This window comes from Paraburkholderia hospita, assembly GCF_002902965.1.
GTDB lineage: Bacteria > Pseudomonadota > Gammaproteobacteria > Burkholderiales > Burkholderiaceae > Paraburkholderia > Paraburkholderia hospita.
Genome location: NZ_CP026105.1, coordinates 3,824,209 through 3,841,144, shown reverse-complemented (window position 1 = coordinate 3,841,144; position 16,936 = coordinate 3,824,209). Strand labels below are relative to the sequence as shown.

The following is a 16,936-nucleotide window of genomic DNA, read 5'->3' as shown; positions in this document are numbered from 1 at the left end:
TCATGCGTACCTTCTCTTTCCTCCGCCTGACGTCCGTTTCCGGTTTCGCGGCACGCGCTTTCGCAGTAGTCGCGCTCGCGTGCGCCGCGCTGCCCGTCACGACGGACGTCGCACATGCGGAACGCCTGAAGGACCTCGTGCAGATCCAGGGCGTGCGCGACAACCCGCTGATCGGCTATGGCCTCGTCGTCGGTCTCGACGGCACGGGCGACCAGACCACGCAGACGCCGTTCACGACACAGACGCTCGCGAACATGCTCGCGAACCTCGGCATCTCGATCAATAACCAGCAGGCGGGTTCGAGTTCCAGCAACAATTCGCTGTCCAGCATGCAGTTGAAGAACGTCGCCGCCGTAATGGTGACGGCGTCGCTGCCCGCGTTCGCGCGGCCCGGCGAAGCGATCGACGTAACCGTGTCGTCGCTGGGTAATGCCAAGAGCCTGCGCGGCGGCACGCTGCTGCTCACGCCGCTCAAGGGCGCGGACGGCCAGGTGTATGCACTCTCGCAGGGCAACATGGCCGTCGGCGGCGCGGGGGCGAGCGCGAACGGCAGCAAGGTGCAGGTCAATCAGCTTGCGGCGGGCCGCATCACGGGCGGCGCAATCGTCGAACGCGCGGTGCCGACCACGATTTCGCAGGCTGGCACGATGCAGCTCGACCTGAACGACATGGACTACGACACGACGCAGCGCATCACGTCCGCGATCAACAACGCGTTCGGCTTCGGCACGGCTGTCGCGCTCGACGGCCGCACGATCCAGCTGCGCGCGCCGACCGATCCGGCGCAGCAGGTGCAGTTCATGGCGCAGTTGCAAAACCTCGACGTGAAGCCCGGGCAGGCCGCCGCGAAGGTGATTCTGAACGCGCGCACCGGCTCGATCGTGATGAACCAGATGGTGACGCTGCAGACTTGCGCCGTCGCGCACGGCAATCTGTCCGTTGTCGTCAACACGCAACCGGTGGTGAGTCAGCCGGGCGCGTTCTCGAATGGTCAGACGGTCGTCGCGCAGCAGTCGCAGATCGCGCTGAAGCAGGACAACGGCGCGCTCAAGATGGTGAACGCGGGCGCGAATCTCGCGGACGTCGTGAAGGCGCTCAACGCGCTCGGCGCAACGCCCGCGGATCTGATGTCGATTCTCCAGGCCATGAAGGCAGCGGGTGCGCTGCGAGCCGATCTCGAGATCATCTAAGGAACAACAAGAATGAACTCCGACACGACGCGCAACGCCGCGAATGACCTGACCAATCGCTTCGCCCTCGACACGCAGGGCTTCGATGCGATGCGCGCGCAGGCTGCGGCGAATCCGCGTGAAGCGATGAAGTCGGCGGCCAAGCAGTTCGACGCCGTTTTCACGCAGATGATGCTAAAGAGCATGCGCGACGCGACGCCGTCCGACGGTCCGTTCGATTCGCACGACACGGCGACCTTCACGTCGATGATGGACCAGCAGCTTGCGCAACAGATGTCGTCGAAGGGCATTGGTGTTGCCGACGCGATGCTCAAGCAGTTGATGCGCAATTCCGGCGTGTCCGCCGACGATGCGAACGCGGGCAACAACGTCGCGATGAATGCGCTGGCGAAGGCGTACGCGAACCCGGCGAACAACGGCGCGCTGAAGATGGGCCGCGGCTACTCGGCGAACAGCGCGTTGACGCCGGCCGTGCGCGGCGACGGCTCGTCGGACAAGGTGGATGCATTCGTCGACAAGCTCGCCGCGCCGGCGCAGGCCGCGAGTGCCGCGACGGGCATTCCGGCGCGCTTCATCATCGGCCAGGCCGCGCTCGAATCGGGCTGGGGCAAGCGCGAGATCCGCAAGTCGGACGGCTCGACGAGTCACAACATCTTCGGCATCAAGGCCTCGGACGACTGGAACGGCAAGACCGTCGCGACGGTCACGACTGAATACATCAACGGCCGCCCGCAGCGTGTGGTCGAGAAGTTCCGCGCGTACGATTCGTACGAGGAAGCGATGACCGACTACGCGAGCTTCCTGAAGTCGAACCCGCGTTATGCGCAGGTAATCAATTCGTCGCGCGACGTGAACGGCTTCGCGCAGGGCATGCAGCGCGCCGGTTACGCGACCGATCCGCACTACGCGAAGAAGCTGATTTCGATCATGCAGAAGATGGTGTGACGCGCTTGAGCGCGGCGCATGCCGCGTTCGTTCTGGTCACTCATCGTCGTTACGCAATACTTCAACGGCATCATGCTGGCGACGGAGCCATGTCGCACCATCAGACGGATGGTGCCGCCGCCACGGCGGTTGGCTCGAGCCGCATGGCTTCCCGTTTTTGTCTTATGTCACTTTCGGACCGCGAGCAGAATTCGCGTATCCTGTCTTCGTTGCGGTGTCAAACGTTTGCGGAAAATTTTTCGTAAAACCGGTCTAAACTTTGGGCTGACGCTGCCGCTAAACAGTCAGACCCGATACCGGAATGGTGCGGAGAATTCCGGACCCACGCGTGTTTCGCGAAGTATGCAGGCCGTGCCGAGCCCCGGCTGGCGGTGCTTTCGCGACGTGCCCGCAAGAACGAAGAGAAATTGGCAAGGCCATGAATACCACCCAGTCGAATGGTGACAACCGCGAGATGGAAGGCGTCGACTTCGGCCGCCGCAATCCGCTTGAGATCGGTGTGCAACTGCGCAATCTGCTCAATCGCGGCGATTTTCTGACCGTGCAGTACAAAGGCGGCCAGCTCGTGACGAAGATCCTCGAAGTGGACGTGCGAGAGCGCACCTTCACGTTTGACTGGGGCGCGCTTGCCGAGCAGAACCGCGGGCTGCTGACTTCGCCCGAGGGCCATTTTCATGCGACGCCGGACGGTGTGCGCGTGCACTTCGTCACGAAGACGCCGCGCGAAACGACGTTCGAAGGGCGGCCTTCATTCGAGGCCGATTTTCCTGAGGTTTTGTATTACTTGCAGCGGCGTGAGTATTTCCGCGTCGATGCGCCGTTGCTTGATCCTTATATTTGCCGTGGGCGCTTGCCGGATGGGGAAGGGTTCCGGTTCGAGGTGCAGGATCTTTCGCTTGGCGGCATGGCAATGCGGACGAGTGATGAGCGCGTGTCGACGCTCGAGCATGGGGTTCAGTTGCTGGATACGGAAGTGATACTTGGGTCGCTCGGGACGTTGCAGCTCGATCTTGAGTTGATGTCGAATCGGGCTGTGGATCTGCCGAATGGCACGCAGCGTTACACGCTTGGGTTTCGGTTTTTGTCCCTGCCCGGGAATGCTGAGAATACCCTTCAGCGGTTGATTACTCAGCTTGAGATGAAGAGGCGGTCGTTGGCGCGGACTTAACGGTTTTGGTTTGGTTTGGTTGTCTGCGACGCTGGGTTGTGTGCTCGCCTTTGCGCTGGCATCCGCGAGTTGTTATCTAGCTTCACGCGTCGCCCCTGTGCGGGGCGGCACCTACTTTTCTTTGCCGCCGCGTAACTATTCAGCGCTTGTAAACTGCTACCAGGCTATGCATAGTGAGGGACATGACGAAGATGCCCGACATCAAGGACCTGACACCGGAGCAGAAGGACGCACTCATCGTTGATCTGGTGAGGCGTCTGAACGAGCTTGAGGCAAAGCTTGAGAAGGACAGTCATAACTCCAGCAAGCCGCCGTCAAGCGATGGTCCAAGACGCAAGCCGAAGTCATTGCGCGGCACGAGCGGCGCCAGGCCTGGCGCGCAACCGGGGCACAAGGGCAAGACGCTCAAACGCGTCGCGCAACCCGATCACATCGAGATTCACCCGGTGACGCGGGTGTGCGATGCATGTAGGAGGCTGATCGCGGCAGCCAGCGTCACCGTGTTGCCCGAAGGCCGTCAGGTGATCGATCTGCCGCCCACGCGCTTTGAGGTGACCGAGCATCGCGTGCAGATCGCGCAGTGCCGCTGCGGCAAACATCACTCGGGCGCATTTCCCAAGGGCGTGAGCCAGGCGGTTCAGTACGGCCCCCAGATTCGCGCCGCGGCCGTCTATCTGACGCAATACCAGCAGTTGCCGGTTGCGCGTACCGCCCAGGCGTTAAAAGACCTGTTTGGTCTGCATGTGGGTACGGGAACCGTCCAGCACAGCATTGATCAGGCCGCGCAGATACTGGCGCCGGCGGTCGAACAGATCGAGCAGGCGCTACGCGGGCAACCCGTAGTGCATTTCGATGAGAGCTGTATGCGCGTGGGGCGCGAGTCCCACTGGCTGCATGTCGCCTCGACGCACGCGTTGAGCTGGTATGGCGCGCACCGCAAGCGCGGCAGCGAGGCGCTGGACAGCTTCGGCATTCTTCCCGGCTTTACGGGAATCGCGGTCCATGACGGCTGGCGGCCATATGCCGGCTATGAGTGTGAGCACGCGCTGTGCAATGCTCATCATCTGCGCGAACTGGTGTTCGTCCAGGAGTCCACGCAGCAACCTTGGGCCCAGCAGATGATTGATCTGCTTTGCCAGGCAAAGCGCGAGGTCGACCTCAGTCGGGCGTCAGGAAACACCGCGCTGAGCCAGGCGCGCCAACGCTATTACGCACGGCGCAGCCGCGTCCTGATCGCACAGGCGCGCAAGCTCAATCCGCAGCAGGCACGTGAGCCCGGGCGCCAGGAACGCCGCGGCAGGATCAGGCAAAGCTTTACCTGCAACCTGCTCACACGGCTTCACAAATATGCCGATGAGGTGTGGCGTTTCATTACCGATCACCGCGTACCGTTCGACAACAACCAGGCCGAACGCGATATCCGCATGCCCAAACTCAAACAGAAGATCTCCGGGTGCTTCCGCTCGGAATCGGGCATGGAGGCGTTCTGCACAATCCGCTCCTACCTTGCCACCTTACGCAAGCAGAACCGTTCGCTGATCGATGCGCTGGCATTGGGCTTTGCCGGATTCGTCGTTTCGCCTCTGGTTACCGCTGAATAGTTACGCCGCCGCAAAGAAAAGTAGGCAAAAGAAAGCGGCTCACACCGCCAACATTTCTTCTTGCCTGAGGGCCCTCAAAGGTTCTTACGCTTCACACGGCAATCACGTGACCCACGTTCGTTGCCAGCGCTCTAAATGAGCGCCTCACCCGCTTCACTTACCCGCGCTGCAGCATGCCGCGCCGGATATTCCCCCGCCGCCCAGGTGGCAAACTGCGTGTAGGCCGTAGCGCTACACACGCCTCACTTCGGACCGATAACGCACGCGTTCCACCATGTAAGAGCGCCAAGCTATACGACGCGACAACCTACACACAGTTTGCCACCTGGGCGGCACATACCATTCGCTGCCGCTGGCCCTTGTGCGAGTGTCTGAAGCGGGTGATGCGCTTGTTCCATGCGTTGGCAACGCGCGTGAACGAGTGTGGTGCCGTGAGAAGCGCGGGACCGTTTGGGGGCCCTCAGGCAAGAACTAGAACTGACGGTGTTAGCCGCTTTCTTTTGCCTACTTTTCTTTGCGGCGGCAAAGAAAAGTAGGTGCCGCCCCGCACAGGGGCAACGCATGAAGCTAGATAACAACTCGCGGATGCCAGCGCAAACGCCAGAGCAACCAAACCGCCCGCGCCACGAAGGCAAAACGCGTAAGCCATAGCAACGACAAAAAACCCAAACCGCATGCTCAGCGAACCCCGCCTCGCCGAGGCAAAACCCAAACCCCAACGTCGAAGACAAAACCAAACCCCATCCAGCGCTTCGCGCAACAAAACCACGTGCGCTTCGCGCAAAAAAACCATTCCCGCCCTCAATCTTCCCGCCGGGAGGCCGATATACAAATTGTTCGGTCAACCTGGCGGTGCCACACACACCGCCCCTTACGCCGTCTTTCAGGATGACGCATGTCGAGTAACCTTTTTAGCATCGGCCTTAGTGGACTCAACGCAGCCCAATGGGGCCTGACGACTACGGGTCAGAACATCTCCAATCAGGCGACGCCCGGCTATTCCGTCGAGCGTCCCGTCTACTCGGAATCGAGCGGACAGTACACGGGCTCCGGCTATCTCGGCAGCGGCGTGTCGACCACGACCATCCAGCGCCAGTACAGCCAGTACCTCACGACCGAGCTGAACAACGCGCAGTCGCAGTCCGGTTCGCTCAACACGTACTACAACCTGATCGCGCAGCTCAACAACATGGTCGGCAATCCGACCTCGGGCATTTCGAGCGCGATCACGTCGTACTTCACCGGCATGCAGAACGTCGCGAACGATGCGTCGAATCCCGCGATGCGCCAAAGCGCCATCAGCAGCGCGCAATCGTTGGCGGACCAGATCAACGCAGCAGGCGATCAGTACGACCAGCTGCGCACCAGCGTCAACACGCAGATCGGCGACACGGTCAAGCAGATCAACACGTACAGCGCGCAAATTGCGCAACTGAATTCGCAGATCCAGTCGCTGAGCGCACAAGGCCAGCCGCCCAACCAGTTGCTCGACCAGCGCGACCTCGCCGTGTCGAACCTGTCGCAACTCGTCGGCGTGCAAGTCGTGCAAGGCGATAGCGGCTACAGCGTGTTCATGGGCAACGGCCAGCCGCTCGTCGTCGCCGACAAGAGCTTCAATCTCACAACCGTCACATCGCCGTCGGACCCGACGGAAACGGCCGTTGCCTACGCAGGTCTTGCGAGCCAGGCCGGAACGACGACGCCGCAAATCCTGCCCGACAGCGCCCAGCTGGGAGGGCAGATCGGTGGGCTGATGACGTTCCGCAGTCAGACACTCGATCCCGCCGAAGCGCAACTCGGCGCGATCGCGACGAGCTTCGCCGCGCAGGTCAACGCGCAGAATTCGCTCGGTATCGACCTGAACGGCAACAAGGGCGGCGCGCTGTTCACGGTCGGCAATCCGACCATCTTTGCGAACCTGAAGAACACGGGCGGCGCGACGCTGGGCGCTTCGTTGTCCAATCCGTCGCAGCCCGTATCGGGCGACTACACGCTGTCGTACGACGGCTCGAACTACACCCTGACCAATCGCGATACGGGCCAGGTCGTCGGCCAGGCGGCCAACCTGACCAACCCGATCGGCGGCATGCAGTTCTCGCTGACGGGCACGATGAACGCCGGCGATTCGTTTACCGTCGAGCCGACGCGCGGCGCGCTGAACGGCTTCGGGCTGACGACGAGCGACGGTGCGGCCATCGCGGCTTCGTCGCCCGTTCTGGTGTCGAAGGGCACATCGAATACGGGCACGTCGTCGGTGACGCAGGGCACGGTGTCGTCGGGCTACACGTTGCCCAGCACGACCACCACGCTGACCTACGACTCGACGACGGGATCGATCTCCGGCTTCCCGGTCGGCTCGACCGTGACCATCGGTGGCACGCCGCCGACCTCGTACAACATCACGGCAGCGACGCCCAATGTGCCGTACAACCCGGCCATGGGCGCGTCGATGACGATCACGGGCAGCACGATCAACAACGTGTCGCTGCAGATCACGGGCACGCCCGCGAACGGCGACACCTTCACGATCGCGCCGAACCCGGCGGGCGGCAAGGACGGCCGCAACGCGCAGTCGATCTCGAATCTCGTGACGACGAAGTCGATGGGCAACGGTACGCTCACACTGACCGACTCGTACGCGAACTACGTGAACGACATCGGCAACCAGACGAACCAGATCCAGGCGTCGAGCAAATCGCAGACGGCACTCGTGACGCAGATCACGACCTCGCAGCAGGCGATTTCCGGCGTGAACATCAACGAGGAAGCGGCGAACCTGCTGCAATACCAGCAGTTGTATCAGGCGAACAGCAAGGTCATCCAGACGGCCCAGACGCTGTTCCAGACGATCCTCGGCATTTTCCAGTGAGGCGTTGAACGCATATGCGCATCTCTACCAGTCAATACTTCGGCATGAACGTCCAGACGATGGACGATCAGCAATCCACGCTCGCGTCGCTGTATCAGCAACTCTCGAGCGGCGTGAGTCTCGCGACGCCGTCGGACAACCCGGTCGGCGCGGCGCAGGCCGTGCAGCTCAGCATGCAGGGCGCGACGCTGTCGCAGTACGCCGACAACCAGAACACCGCGCTCGCTGCGCTGCAATCCGAGGACGGCTCGCTCTCCAGCATCAACAACGTGCTGACGTCGATCAGCACGCAGCTCGTGCGCGCGGGCGACGGCTCGCTCAACGACGGCGACCGCGGCGCGATCGCAACGCAGCTGCAGGGCTTGCGCAATCAGCTGATGGGTCTTGCGAACGGCACCGACGGCTCGGGCAACTATCTGTACGCCGGCTATCAGGCAGCGACACCGCCGTTCTCGATCAACGCGAGCGGCGCTGTTCAGTACAACGGCGACAGCGGCGTGCAGAACGTGCAGGTGACGGGCACCCGTAACATCGCGATCGGCGACACGGGCCAGGCGGTGTTCCTGAGCATCTCGCCGGCGGGCAGCGCGGCCGTGACGGCGGGCAATTCGGCCAACACGGGCACGGGCACGATCGGCAACGTGTCGGTGACCAATCCGACTGACCCGACGAACCAGCATCAGTACACGATCAACTTCACGTCCGCGACGACGTACACGATCACCGACGCGACCACGTCGACGACGAGCGCGCCGCAGACTTTCACGGCTGGCCAGGCGATTTCGCTTGGCGGCGGCGGCCAGAACGTGACGATTTCCGGCGCGCCCAATGCGGGTGATGCGTTTTCGGTGACGCCCGCGGCGCAGTCGAACAAGGACGTGTTCGCGAACCTCGATAGCGTGATTGCCGCGCTGCAAACGCCCGTCTCGGGCACGGGCGGCCAGGCGAACCTGACGAACGCGCTGGGCACGGCGCTGACGCAGTTGCACAACACGATGAACAACGTGACGTCGATCCAGACGTCGGTTGGCGGTCGCGAGCAGGAAGTCGAGGCGCTGCAGACGGTGACGCAGACGAACTCACTGCAGACCACGAGCAATCTTGCGGATCTGACGCAGACTGATCTGACGTCGGTGATCAGTAAGTACACGATGACCCAGTTTTCGCTGCAGGCTGCGCAGCAGGGTTTTTCGATGATTCAGAAGTTGTCGTTGTTTGATTACATCGGGAATTGATTTTTTCGTTGTTCATTTTTGTTTTTGCTTTTGTAGGTGTGAGACGCCTGGCTCTTTGAATAGGGTTGGGCGTTTTTTTTTGTCTTGCGACGCGGGGTGGTTTGTTTGTGTTTTCGCTGGCATCCGGGGGGGTGCCCCTATGTGATTCGTCAAGCGGTAGGGGCGGATTTTGGTTGGTAGAGGGTGCCGTCGCGCAGCATGGCGAACAGCACGTCGCAGCGTCGTCGAGCGAGAGCGATGAGCGCCTGATTGTGGCGCTTGCCCTGCTGGACCTTGCGCGCGTAATAGTCCCTTGAGATCGGGTCTCGCAGGGCAGCAAAGGCCGAGAGGAAGAGCGCTCTCTTGAGTACCTTGTTGCCCCGTCTGGACGGGTGTTCGCCACGGATCGACGAGCCCGAGCGTCGGGTCACCGGGGCGAGGCCGGCGTAGGCGGCGAGATGCGCAGCCGATGCGAAGGCTTTGTGAGCGACTTCAGTGAGGAGTCTGGCGGCGGTCCTGACGCCGACTCCCGGCATGCTGGTCAGGACCGGCCAAAGAGGGTGTGCGTGCACCAGACGTTCAACTTCGCTGGCAACCTCCTCGCGTTGCTTGCGCAAGGATGCGAGTTGCTGGGCAAGACGCGGCATGACGATGGTTGCGGCCTGAGTACCGGGCACGATCACAGCCTGTTCGCTGAGCGCCTGGACGATGTCGGCAGCCAGGCTCTTGCCCATGCGAGGCGCGAGTTTGGTGAGGCGGTTGGCGAGTGTTTTCTCGCTGGCTGAGGCGAGCTCGGCGGGTGACGGGTATCGCTCAAGCAGATCGAGCACGGCCGGATGGTCGAGGCGCGGCCCCAGGACCCTTTCCAGCGCCGGATGGATCTGGGTGAGCAGACCTCGAATGCGGTTGCTGGTCTGCGTGATCTGGGCCGCCAGATCGTCGTCGAAGCCGCACAGCATGGTGAGTTCGGCGAGTGGTTCGTCAGCCAGCCGAAGTGAGCGCAGCGTATGCGGCATTGAGCGCGCGGCTTCAGCGATGATGGCGGCATCGCGAGCATCAGTCTTGGCTTCACCGGCGTGCAGGTCGGCGATGCGGCGCATAGCCAGACCCGGTAGATATGCGACCAGAACACCTTCATCACGGGCGACTGCCACGGGCAACGCGCCGATGGTGGCGGGTTGATCGACGACGAACAGGAGCTGGCCGTGCGTCTTGAGTTCGGTAATGAGGGCGCGCAGCTTGGCCTCATCGTTGGGCAGCGCCTTGTTGTAAAGGCGCTTTCCGCGCCGATCGAGGGCGACGGCGTGATGGTGGCCTTTGCCGACATCGACGCCGACGAATACATCGACAGAGCTATGTTGTTGGTTTTCTTGCATCGAAGGCTTTGCAGGTTGAACGGTTTGGCCTGCAACATCGGTGGCAAGTCTCGGCATCCACGTTACGGACGGCCTCAAGATATCCTGGCCGAGCCCCTATTAGCGATCACCAGCCACCCACCAGGCCCGGTGACAACACCCCCCTATAAGGACTTTCCCTTTTTGCAAGCTGGGGTTGATTTATCCATCCATCCATTCGACTCCCATGTCATCGGAGACACATTCGGCATTCAGCGGCGAGACAGACTGCACACCTATAAGCGGCCTTGTTGAGCACTATCGTTGCGTGTGCCCGGGCCCGGATAGTAACCGCGCAGCAGGACTCCATCCGGATCACGGCGAATACATGCGATGTAGCGCCTGGGGGGTGTTCGAGTTCGCCCGCTGCCGGTCTGACCTGTCGCTATCCTTGCCTTTGCGTCCTGGGTTACGAAGTCACGCTTTTAGGTGACGCTGCGAATTTACCTGTTCATGCTGTTGTCCTACAGTGGCCGGCGCGGTGTTGAGACATGCGAGGGATCGAAGCGCTCGCCCTTGGCCAGAATCGCCCACAGGATGCGCGCGTGCTTGTTGGCGACGGCCACCAGTGTTCGATACCAGCCCACGCGTGCCTGGAGCTGAACGATCCAGCGCGAGAGCCGGTCGGTTCGTCGATGGGCGCTCGTTACCGCGGCGCGCGCGCCCTGGAACAGCAGCGTGCGCAGATACGTGTTGCCCTGCTTCGTGATGCGGCCCAGCCGGGTCTTGCCGCCGCTGCTCTTCTGTTTGGGCACCGTGCCGACCCAGGCGGCAAATTGCCGGCCGTTGTTGAACAGGTGAGCGTCGCCGACGGTGGCCACCGCGGCCGACGCGGTGAGCGGTCCGATGCCGATGACCGCCATGACGCGCTGCGCGTTGCTGTCGTGCTTCACGTGCGTGGCGACTTGCGCGTCGCACCAGGCGATTTGCCGGTCGAGGGCCTGCAGGTGCTCCCAGCCTCGCAGCAGGGCAGTGCGCGCGACACCGTTCAGTTCAGTAGCCCCGTCCTCCAGTGCCTCGACGAAGTGGGCACGAAATGCGTCGATGCCTTGCGGCAGGAATGCGCCGAACTCGACCAGCTCACCGCGCAGCCGGTTGACGAGCGCGGTGCGCTCCTCAACGAAACCGTCCCGCATCCGGTGCAGCACCAGCACGTTTTGCTGGTCTGCCGTTTTGACGGCCACGAAGCGCATATGCGGCCGGCCCGCGGCCTCGCAGATGGCCTCAGCATCCAGCCTGTCGTTCTTCACGTGCTTGCCGCCCTTGCGGTATGGCGCGGCGAACTGCGGCGCGATCAGGCGGACTTCGTGGCCGAGCGCGCGCAGCTTGCGCGCCCAGTAGTGGGCTGCGCTGCACGCTTCCATTGCGACCAGGCACGGCGCGAGGTTGGCAAACCACTCGAGAAACTTCTGTCGTGAGATGGCTTTCCTGACCACCACGCGTTCCATGCTGTCCACGCCGTGTACCTGAATCAGGTTCTTGGCCAGATCCACGCCGATACGAGTAATCTTGTCCATGACTTTCCCCTTCTCAGATGGGTTGCCTAGCACCAACCATCCTGACATATCGCTATGCCACGAGATCGGGAAAGTCCTTACTAATTCGGATCATGACTGCGACTGGGGGCGAGAATCATGCCGGGCCTAGCTGGCCAAATCCTCGATTGTCGAGGAATGAAGATAGTAACGGGGCGGTGTTTGCTGCGCAAGCGGTGTGGTTTGCTTGTGTTTTCGCTGGCATCCGCGCTACGGTGTTTGTCGTTCAAGCGTCGCCCCTGTGCGGGGCGGCACCTACTTTTCTTTGCCGCCGCAAAGAAAAGTAGGCAAAAGAAAGCGGCTAACACCGCTAATTCCTGTCCTTGCCTGAGGGCCCCCAACCGGTCCCACGCTTCACACGGCGGCGTCTCTGTTCAGCGCATGTTGCCAACGCTCCGAATGAGCGCCTCACCCACTTCGAGTACCCGTGCATGGGCTAGCGGCAGCGAATGGTTTGTGCCGCCCAGGTGGCAAACTGTGCGTAGGTTGTCGCGGCGTATAGCCTGGCGCTCTTACAGGGTGGAACGCGTGCGCTATCGGTCCGAAGTGAGGCGTGTGGAGCACAAGGGGCCGACACACAGTTTGCCACCTGGGCGGCGGTGGACTATCTGGCAAGGCATGCTGAAACGCGGGAGCGCGAAGCGGGTGAGGCGCACTGCAAGAGCGCTGGCAACGAACTTGAATCGAGAAGTTGCCGCGAGAAGTAAGGGACCGGTTGGGGTCCCTCAGGCAGGAACAAGGATTGGCGGTGTGAGCCGCTTTCTTTTGCCTACTTTTCTTTGCGGCGGCAAAGAAAAGTAGGTGCCGCCCCGCACAGGGGCAACGCTTGAAGCACGACGGCAAAGCGCGGATGCCAGCGAAAACACAAACGCCAAAACGCGGATGCCCGCGAAAAGGCAAAAAAACCACATCAAGGCTTGCGCAGCAAAAACCTCACCTTAACCCAGCCGCGACCCGCCCCATCTGCTCAATCCCACTCTCAAACAACCGAGCAAAGAAGGGCATCATATTGGGCAACATCAACTGAATGAGCAGCAACCCAGTAATAACGGTGACAGGCAACCCAACCTGAAACACCCCAATCTGCGGCGCAGCCCGATTAAGAATCCCGAGCGCAAGATTAGTGATAAGCAGCGCAGTGACAATCGGCAGAGACAGCAGCAGCGCTGCACTGATCACAGTGCTCCCCCACCCGGCGATTACTCGCCATCCATTAGCCCCAAGCACATTCGCCGACACAGGCAGTGCCTGAAACGTCTGAATCAACGCAGAGATAACCTGCAAATGCCCATCAAACGCGAGAAAAGTCAAAATCGCGAGCATATTCATGTAGCGCGACATGACATCCGTCGCCCCCGCAGCATGCGGATCGAAGAACGTCGCGAACCCGAGCCCCATGCTCATGCCCATAATGTCGCCGGCGGCCTGAATCGCACCAAACACGAGCTGCATCGTAAAACCAAGCGCCGCACCGATCAAAAACTGGTTGACGATGATCCACACGCCCTGCGCGGAAAACACAGTAACCTGCGGCAACGCACCGATAGTCGGCGCAACGATCAGCGTAATGAAACCCGCGAGAGCGACCTTCACGCGAGTCGGCAACGACTTGTCGCCGAACGCGGGCGCCGTCGCCATCAGCGCAAGAATCCGCACGAACGGCCACAGGAACGCGGTCAGCCAGACGTTCAGCTGTTCGTAGGTGACGGAGAACATCGCGCGTCGAAAGAAGGAAAGAGAAGGGCGCTCAGTTGGCGAGCGTCGGAATGCTGGTGAACATGTGGCGCATGTAATCGAGCATCTTCGCGAGCATCCACGGACCGATCAGCACCAGCGTCACGGCGATCGCGAACAGCTTCGGAATGAACGACAGCGTCGCTTCGTTGATCTGCGTCGCTGCCTGAAACAGGCTCACGATGAGACCGACAACGAGCCCCACGAAAAGCGGCGGCGCAGCCAGCAGCAACGCAATGTACATCGCTTCGTGCGCGAGCGTGGTGACGGTTTCCGGCGTCATGGCGTGATTCTCCCTGCGGAATTCAGACGAAGCTCTGTGCAAGCGAGCCGATGATCAACTGCCAGCCATCGACCAGCACGAACAGCATCAGCTTGAACGGCAGCGAAATGGTCGCGGGCGAAATCATCATCATGCCCATCGACATCAGCACGCTCGCCACCACCATGTCGATAATCACGAACGGAATGAACACGGTGAAGCCAATCTGAAAACCCGTCTTCAGCTCGCTCGTCACGAACGACGGCACCAGCAGCGACAGCGGCACGTCTTCCGGACCCTGCATCGGCGCGGCGTGCGAGATGCGCGCGAACAGCGCGAGATCGCTCTCGCGGGTCTGCTTCAGCATGAACGACTTGAACGGCGCGACGCCGCGCTTCACTGCTTCGTCCATCTGGATCGTGCCTTCGGAGAAGGGCTTGTAGCCATCGGTGTAGGCCTTGTCGAGCACCGGCGTCATCACGAACAGCGTGAGAAACAGCGCAAGACCGACCATCACCTGGTTGGGCGGCGTGGTCGGCGTGCCGATCGCCTGACGCAGCAGCGACAGCACGATGATGATGCGCGTGAAGCTCGTCATCATCAACACCATCGCGGGCAGGAACGACAGCATCGTGAGCAGCAGCATCGTCTGCACGCTCAGCGAGTACGTCGTGCCGCCGTTCGGGCCGGGGCTCGTGTTGAAGGCGGGCAGACCGTTGGCCTGAGCGTGCGACAGCGTCGGCAGCGCGAACAGCAGCGCGGGCACGGCGAGCGGCGCAATCAGCGCAGCGCCCTTCAGGATGCGCTTTTTCATCGAAGCGGAAGCCTGCGAGGAAGGCTGGGTAAGGACGTGGGAAGTCACAGCGCAGCTGCGCCGCGCGTCAGATCGGTCGTGCTGCATTACTGTTCTCCGCTCGCGCGTCGCTGGAAACGTTTGGCCGCTTCGTTTTTGAGCGCGTCGCGAAAGCGTTGTCCGAAGGTGCCGCTCAACTGGACCGGGCCGCCGGGATTGGATGCGCCGGGCACTGAAAAAGGCGTGCCGGTGGGAAGGGATGCGCCCGACGCCGAGCCGGCAGGCATCGTATGCAACAGGCGCACATTGCCGGGCGCAGCGCCGAGCACGAGCCATGTATCGCCGATCTCGACGACGGCCACGCGTTCCTTGCCGCCGAGCGACGTGCCGCCGATCGTCTTCACGATCCCGCCGCGCTGGCCCGGTTGCAGGCCGAAGCGGCGCGCGAGCCATGCGAAGCCGAACACGAGGCCGATCACGACAGCGAGACCTACGATCGTCTGCAACACGGCGCCGACACCAAGCGACGGCACCGCCGTTCCCGCACCGACGCTCGAGGCGATCTGCGCGGCGTTGTTGACGGCATTCATGTCGGCGGCGTGGGCGAGATTGCAAGCGCTGGCGCAGAGCATGAGCCCAGCCACGACAACCGTCGACATGAAACGGGCGCGGCGCGGCAGCGGCATGCCGCTCCCGTGGGACGCGGCCCGGGTTACTGCGTGTTTCATCGGTTCAGCTTCCGGATACGCTCGGACGGCGTGATGATGTCGGTCAGGCGAATACCGAACTTGTCGTTCACGACCACCACTTCGCCTTGCGCGATCAGGCAGCCGTTGACGAGCACGTCCATCGGCTCGCCCGCGAGACCATCCAGCTCGACGACGGAACCCTGCGCGAGTTGCAGCAGGTTGCGGATCGCGATCTTCGTGCGGCCCAGCTCGACCGTCATCTGAACGGGAATGTCCAGAATCATGTCGATGTCGTTGCGCGTCGTGGACGGCTCGACCTTCGACAGCGGCTGGAACACGCCAGCCGTGGTTGCGCTGACCGACGTGTTGTCGTTCTGCTCGGCGAGCGCGCTCGCCCAATCGTCGAGGGCCGCTTCTTCGGCGCCCGCGCCGGGCAACGGATCATTCACCTTCGACTCTTCCGGCATGTCCATATCGGGTGTCGAGTTCAACTCAGTCATATCCCGCTTCCTTCATCTGTTCCGCTGCGCTGATCATCTTCTGCACGCGCAACGCGTATTGACCATTGAAAATTCCGTAGCCGCATTCCATCACCGGCACGCCGTCGACCTTCGCCGTGATGTGCTCGGGAATGTTGATGGGCAGCACGTCGCCCGCCTTCATGTTGAGAATGTCCTGGAACGTCACGGGAACCTGCGCGAGATCCGCCGTCAGCTCCACTTCGGCTGCCTGCACCTGCTGCGACAGCACGCGCACCCAGCGGCGGTCCACTTCGAGTGCTTCGCCCTGGATCGGCGAGGACAGCACGTCGCGGATAGGCTCAATCATCGAGTACGGCATGCAGATATGCAGCGTGCCGCCCGTCGGCCCGAATTCGATCGAGAACTGCGTGACGATCACGATTTCGTTCGGGGTCGCGACGTTGGCGAACTGCGTGTGCATTTCCGAGCGCACGTATTCGAACTGCATCGGCCGCACGCTCTTCCATGCCGTCGTGTAGTGCTCGAACACGAGGCCGAGCAGCTTGCTGATGATGCGCTGCTCGGTCTGCGTGAAGTCGCGGCCTTCGACGCGCGTATGGAAACGCCCGTCGCCGCCGAACAGGTTGTCGACCACGAAGAACACGAGGTTCGGATCGAACACGAACAGCGACGTGCCGCGCAGAGGCTTCACGTGGACGAGGTTCAGGTTCGTCGGGATCGGCAGGTTGCGCGTGAACTCGCTGTACTTCTGCACCTTCACCGGGCCGACGGAAATTTCCGCCGTGCGCCGCATGAAGTTGAATATGCCGACGCGCAACAGACGCGCGAACCGGTCGTTGATGATTTCGAGGCCGGGCATCCGGCCGCGAACGATGCGTTCCTGCGTCGCAATGTTGTAGGGGCGGACGCCGGACCGATCGCCCTGATCGGATTGCGAGTCAGACTCGCCGGTGACGCCCTTCAGGAGGGCATCGACCTCCTCCTGGGACATGAACTCTTCGTGGCCCATTCCTATTCCTCGTACGTCCCTTCAATGGCGCGGTGGAAGATCAAATCAGTC

The 16,936-nt window shown here is 61.9% G+C and carries 14 protein-coding genes; 6 read left to right on the top strand and 8 right to left on the bottom strand.

Going from position 1 to position 16,936, the window contains the following annotated elements:
- Window positions 1-2: 2 nt before the first annotated feature.
- From C2L64_RS17510 to flgL, 6 genes are all read left to right on the top strand, one after another.
- Window positions 3-1,190, top strand: coding sequence for a flagellar basal body P-ring protein FlgI (locus tag C2L64_RS17510; RefSeq protein WP_086910542.1), 1,188 nt, complete (start codon window positions 3-5; stop codon window positions 1,188-1,190).
- 12 nt (window positions 1,191-1,202) lie between these two features.
- Complete coding sequence (flgJ, locus tag C2L64_RS17505) at window positions 1,203-2,135, top strand: flagellar assembly peptidoglycan hydrolase FlgJ (protein WP_079498718.1); 933 nt, start codon at window positions 1,203-1,205, stop codon at window positions 2,133-2,135.
- A gap of 418 nt (window positions 2,136-2,553) precedes the next feature.
- Window positions 2,554-3,303, top strand: a complete 750-nt coding sequence (locus tag C2L64_RS17495; protein WP_007577075.1) for a flagellar brake protein — start codon at window positions 2,554-2,556, stop codon at window positions 3,301-3,303.
- Window positions 3,304-3,485: 182 nt separating this feature from the next.
- Window positions 3,486-4,904 carry an IS66 family transposase gene (gene tnpC / locus C2L64_RS17490; protein ID WP_103153710.1) on the top strand — a complete coding sequence of 473 codons (1,419 nt, stop codon included), beginning with the start codon at window positions 3,486-3,488 and terminating at the stop codon, window positions 4,902-4,904.
- Between the two features lie 895 nt (window positions 4,905-5,799).
- Window positions 5,800-7,773 carry a flagellar hook-associated protein FlgK gene (flgK, locus tag C2L64_RS17485; protein ID WP_007577077.1) on the top strand — a complete coding sequence of 658 codons (1,974 nt, stop codon included), beginning with the start codon at window positions 5,800-5,802 and terminating at the stop codon, window positions 7,771-7,773.
- A gap of 14 nt (window positions 7,774-7,787) precedes the next feature.
- The gene (gene flgL, locus C2L64_RS17480) at window positions 7,788-9,008 is read left to right on the top strand and encodes a flagellar hook-associated protein FlgL (RefSeq protein ID WP_079498721.1); all 1,221 of its coding nucleotides are present in this window, start codon (window positions 7,788-7,790) and stop codon (window positions 9,006-9,008) included.
- A 149-nt stretch (window positions 9,009-9,157) separates the two neighbouring features.
- Here flgL and C2L64_RS17475 read toward each other — a convergent pair whose 3' ends face one another.
- From C2L64_RS17475 to fliM, 8 genes are all read right to left on the bottom strand, one after another.
- Window positions 9,158-10,363 (bottom strand): IS110 family RNA-guided transposase, encoded by a 1,206-nt coding sequence (locus tag C2L64_RS17475; protein ID WP_167449584.1) that lies wholly within the window; start codon window positions 10,361-10,363, stop codon window positions 9,158-9,160.
- A 482-nt stretch (window positions 10,364-10,845) separates the two neighbouring features.
- The gene (locus tag C2L64_RS17470; protein ID WP_103153688.1) at window positions 10,846-11,898 is read right to left on the bottom strand and encodes an IS110 family RNA-guided transposase; all 1,053 of its coding nucleotides are present in this window, start codon (window positions 11,896-11,898) and stop codon (window positions 10,846-10,848) included.
- A gap of 951 nt (window positions 11,899-12,849) precedes the next feature.
- Window positions 12,850-13,632, bottom strand: coding sequence for a flagellar biosynthetic protein FliR (fliR, locus tag C2L64_RS17465; RefSeq protein ID WP_007577081.1), 783 nt, complete (start codon window positions 13,630-13,632; stop codon window positions 12,850-12,852).
- A 31-nt stretch (window positions 13,633-13,663) separates the two neighbouring features.
- Window positions 13,664-13,933, bottom strand: coding sequence for a flagellar biosynthesis protein FliQ (gene fliQ, locus C2L64_RS17460; RefSeq protein WP_007577083.1), 270 nt, complete (start codon window positions 13,931-13,933; stop codon window positions 13,664-13,666).
- A 22-nt stretch (window positions 13,934-13,955) separates the two neighbouring features.
- Window positions 13,956-14,726 (bottom strand): flagellar type III secretion system pore protein FliP, encoded by a 771-nt coding sequence (gene fliP / locus C2L64_RS17455; protein ID WP_090838438.1) that lies wholly within the window; start codon window positions 14,724-14,726, stop codon window positions 13,956-13,958.
- A gap of 86 nt (window positions 14,727-14,812) precedes the next feature.
- The gene (gene fliO, locus C2L64_RS17450) at window positions 14,813-15,433 is read right to left on the bottom strand and encodes a flagellar biosynthetic protein FliO (RefSeq protein WP_090838440.1); all 621 of its coding nucleotides are present in this window, start codon (window positions 15,431-15,433) and stop codon (window positions 14,813-14,815) included.
- Window positions 15,430-15,894 carry a flagellar motor switch protein FliN gene (fliN, locus tag C2L64_RS17445; protein ID WP_039899729.1) on the bottom strand — a complete coding sequence of 155 codons (465 nt, stop codon included), beginning with the start codon at window positions 15,892-15,894 and terminating at the stop codon, window positions 15,430-15,432. Before fliN ends, fliO begins: the two co-directional genes overlap by 4 nt.
- Window positions 15,887-16,885, bottom strand: coding sequence for a flagellar motor switch protein FliM (gene fliM / locus C2L64_RS17440; RefSeq protein WP_042315511.1), 999 nt, complete (start codon window positions 16,883-16,885; stop codon window positions 15,887-15,889). Before fliM ends, fliN begins: the two co-directional genes overlap by 8 nt.
- Window positions 16,886-16,936 lie beyond the last annotated feature (51 nt).

Excerpts from the sequence above, each read along its gene's own strand:
- C2L64_RS17510 (WP_086910542.1), top strand. The coding sequence starts at position 3 with ATGCGTACCTTCTCTTTCCTCCGCCTGACGTCCGTTTCCGGTTTCGCG.
- flgJ (WP_079498718.1), top strand. The coding sequence starts at position 1,203 with ATGAACTCCGACACGACGCGCAACGCCGCGAATGACCTGACCAATCGC.
- C2L64_RS17495 (WP_007577075.1), top strand. The coding sequence starts at position 2,554 with ATGAATACCACCCAGTCGAATGGTGACAACCGCGAGATGGAAGGCGTC.
- tnpC (WP_103153710.1), top strand. The coding sequence starts at position 3,486 with ATGACGAAGATGCCCGACATCAAGGACCTGACACCGGAGCAGAAGGAC.
- flgK (WP_007577077.1), top strand. The coding sequence starts at position 5,800 with ATGTCGAGTAACCTTTTTAGCATCGGCCTTAGTGGACTCAACGCAGCC.
- flgL (WP_079498721.1), top strand. The coding sequence starts at position 7,788 with ATGCGCATCTCTACCAGTCAATACTTCGGCATGAACGTCCAGACGATG.
- C2L64_RS17475 (WP_167449584.1), bottom strand. The coding sequence starts at position 10,363 with ATGCAAGAAAACCAACAACATAGCTCTGTCGATGTATTCGTCGGCGTC.
- C2L64_RS17470 (WP_103153688.1), bottom strand. The coding sequence starts at position 11,898 with ATGGACAAGATTACTCGTATCGGCGTGGATCTGGCCAAGAACCTGATT.
- fliR (WP_007577081.1), bottom strand. The coding sequence starts at position 13,632 with ATGTTCTCCGTCACCTACGAACAGCTGAACGTCTGGCTGACCGCGTTC.
- fliQ (WP_007577083.1), bottom strand. The coding sequence starts at position 13,933 with ATGACGCCGGAAACCGTCACCACGCTCGCGCACGAAGCGATGTACATT.
- fliP (WP_090838438.1), bottom strand. The coding sequence starts at position 14,726 with ATGAAAAAGCGCATCCTGAAGGGCGCTGCGCTGATTGCGCCGCTCGCC.
- fliO (WP_090838440.1), bottom strand. The coding sequence starts at position 15,433 with ATGAAACACGCAGTAACCCGGGCCGCGTCCCACGGGAGCGGCATGCCG.
- fliN (WP_039899729.1), bottom strand. The coding sequence starts at position 15,894 with ATGACTGAGTTGAACTCGACACCCGATATGGACATGCCGGAAGAGTCG.
- fliM (WP_042315511.1), bottom strand. The coding sequence starts at position 16,885 with ATGGGCCACGAAGAGTTCATGTCCCAGGAGGAGGTCGATGCCCTCCTG.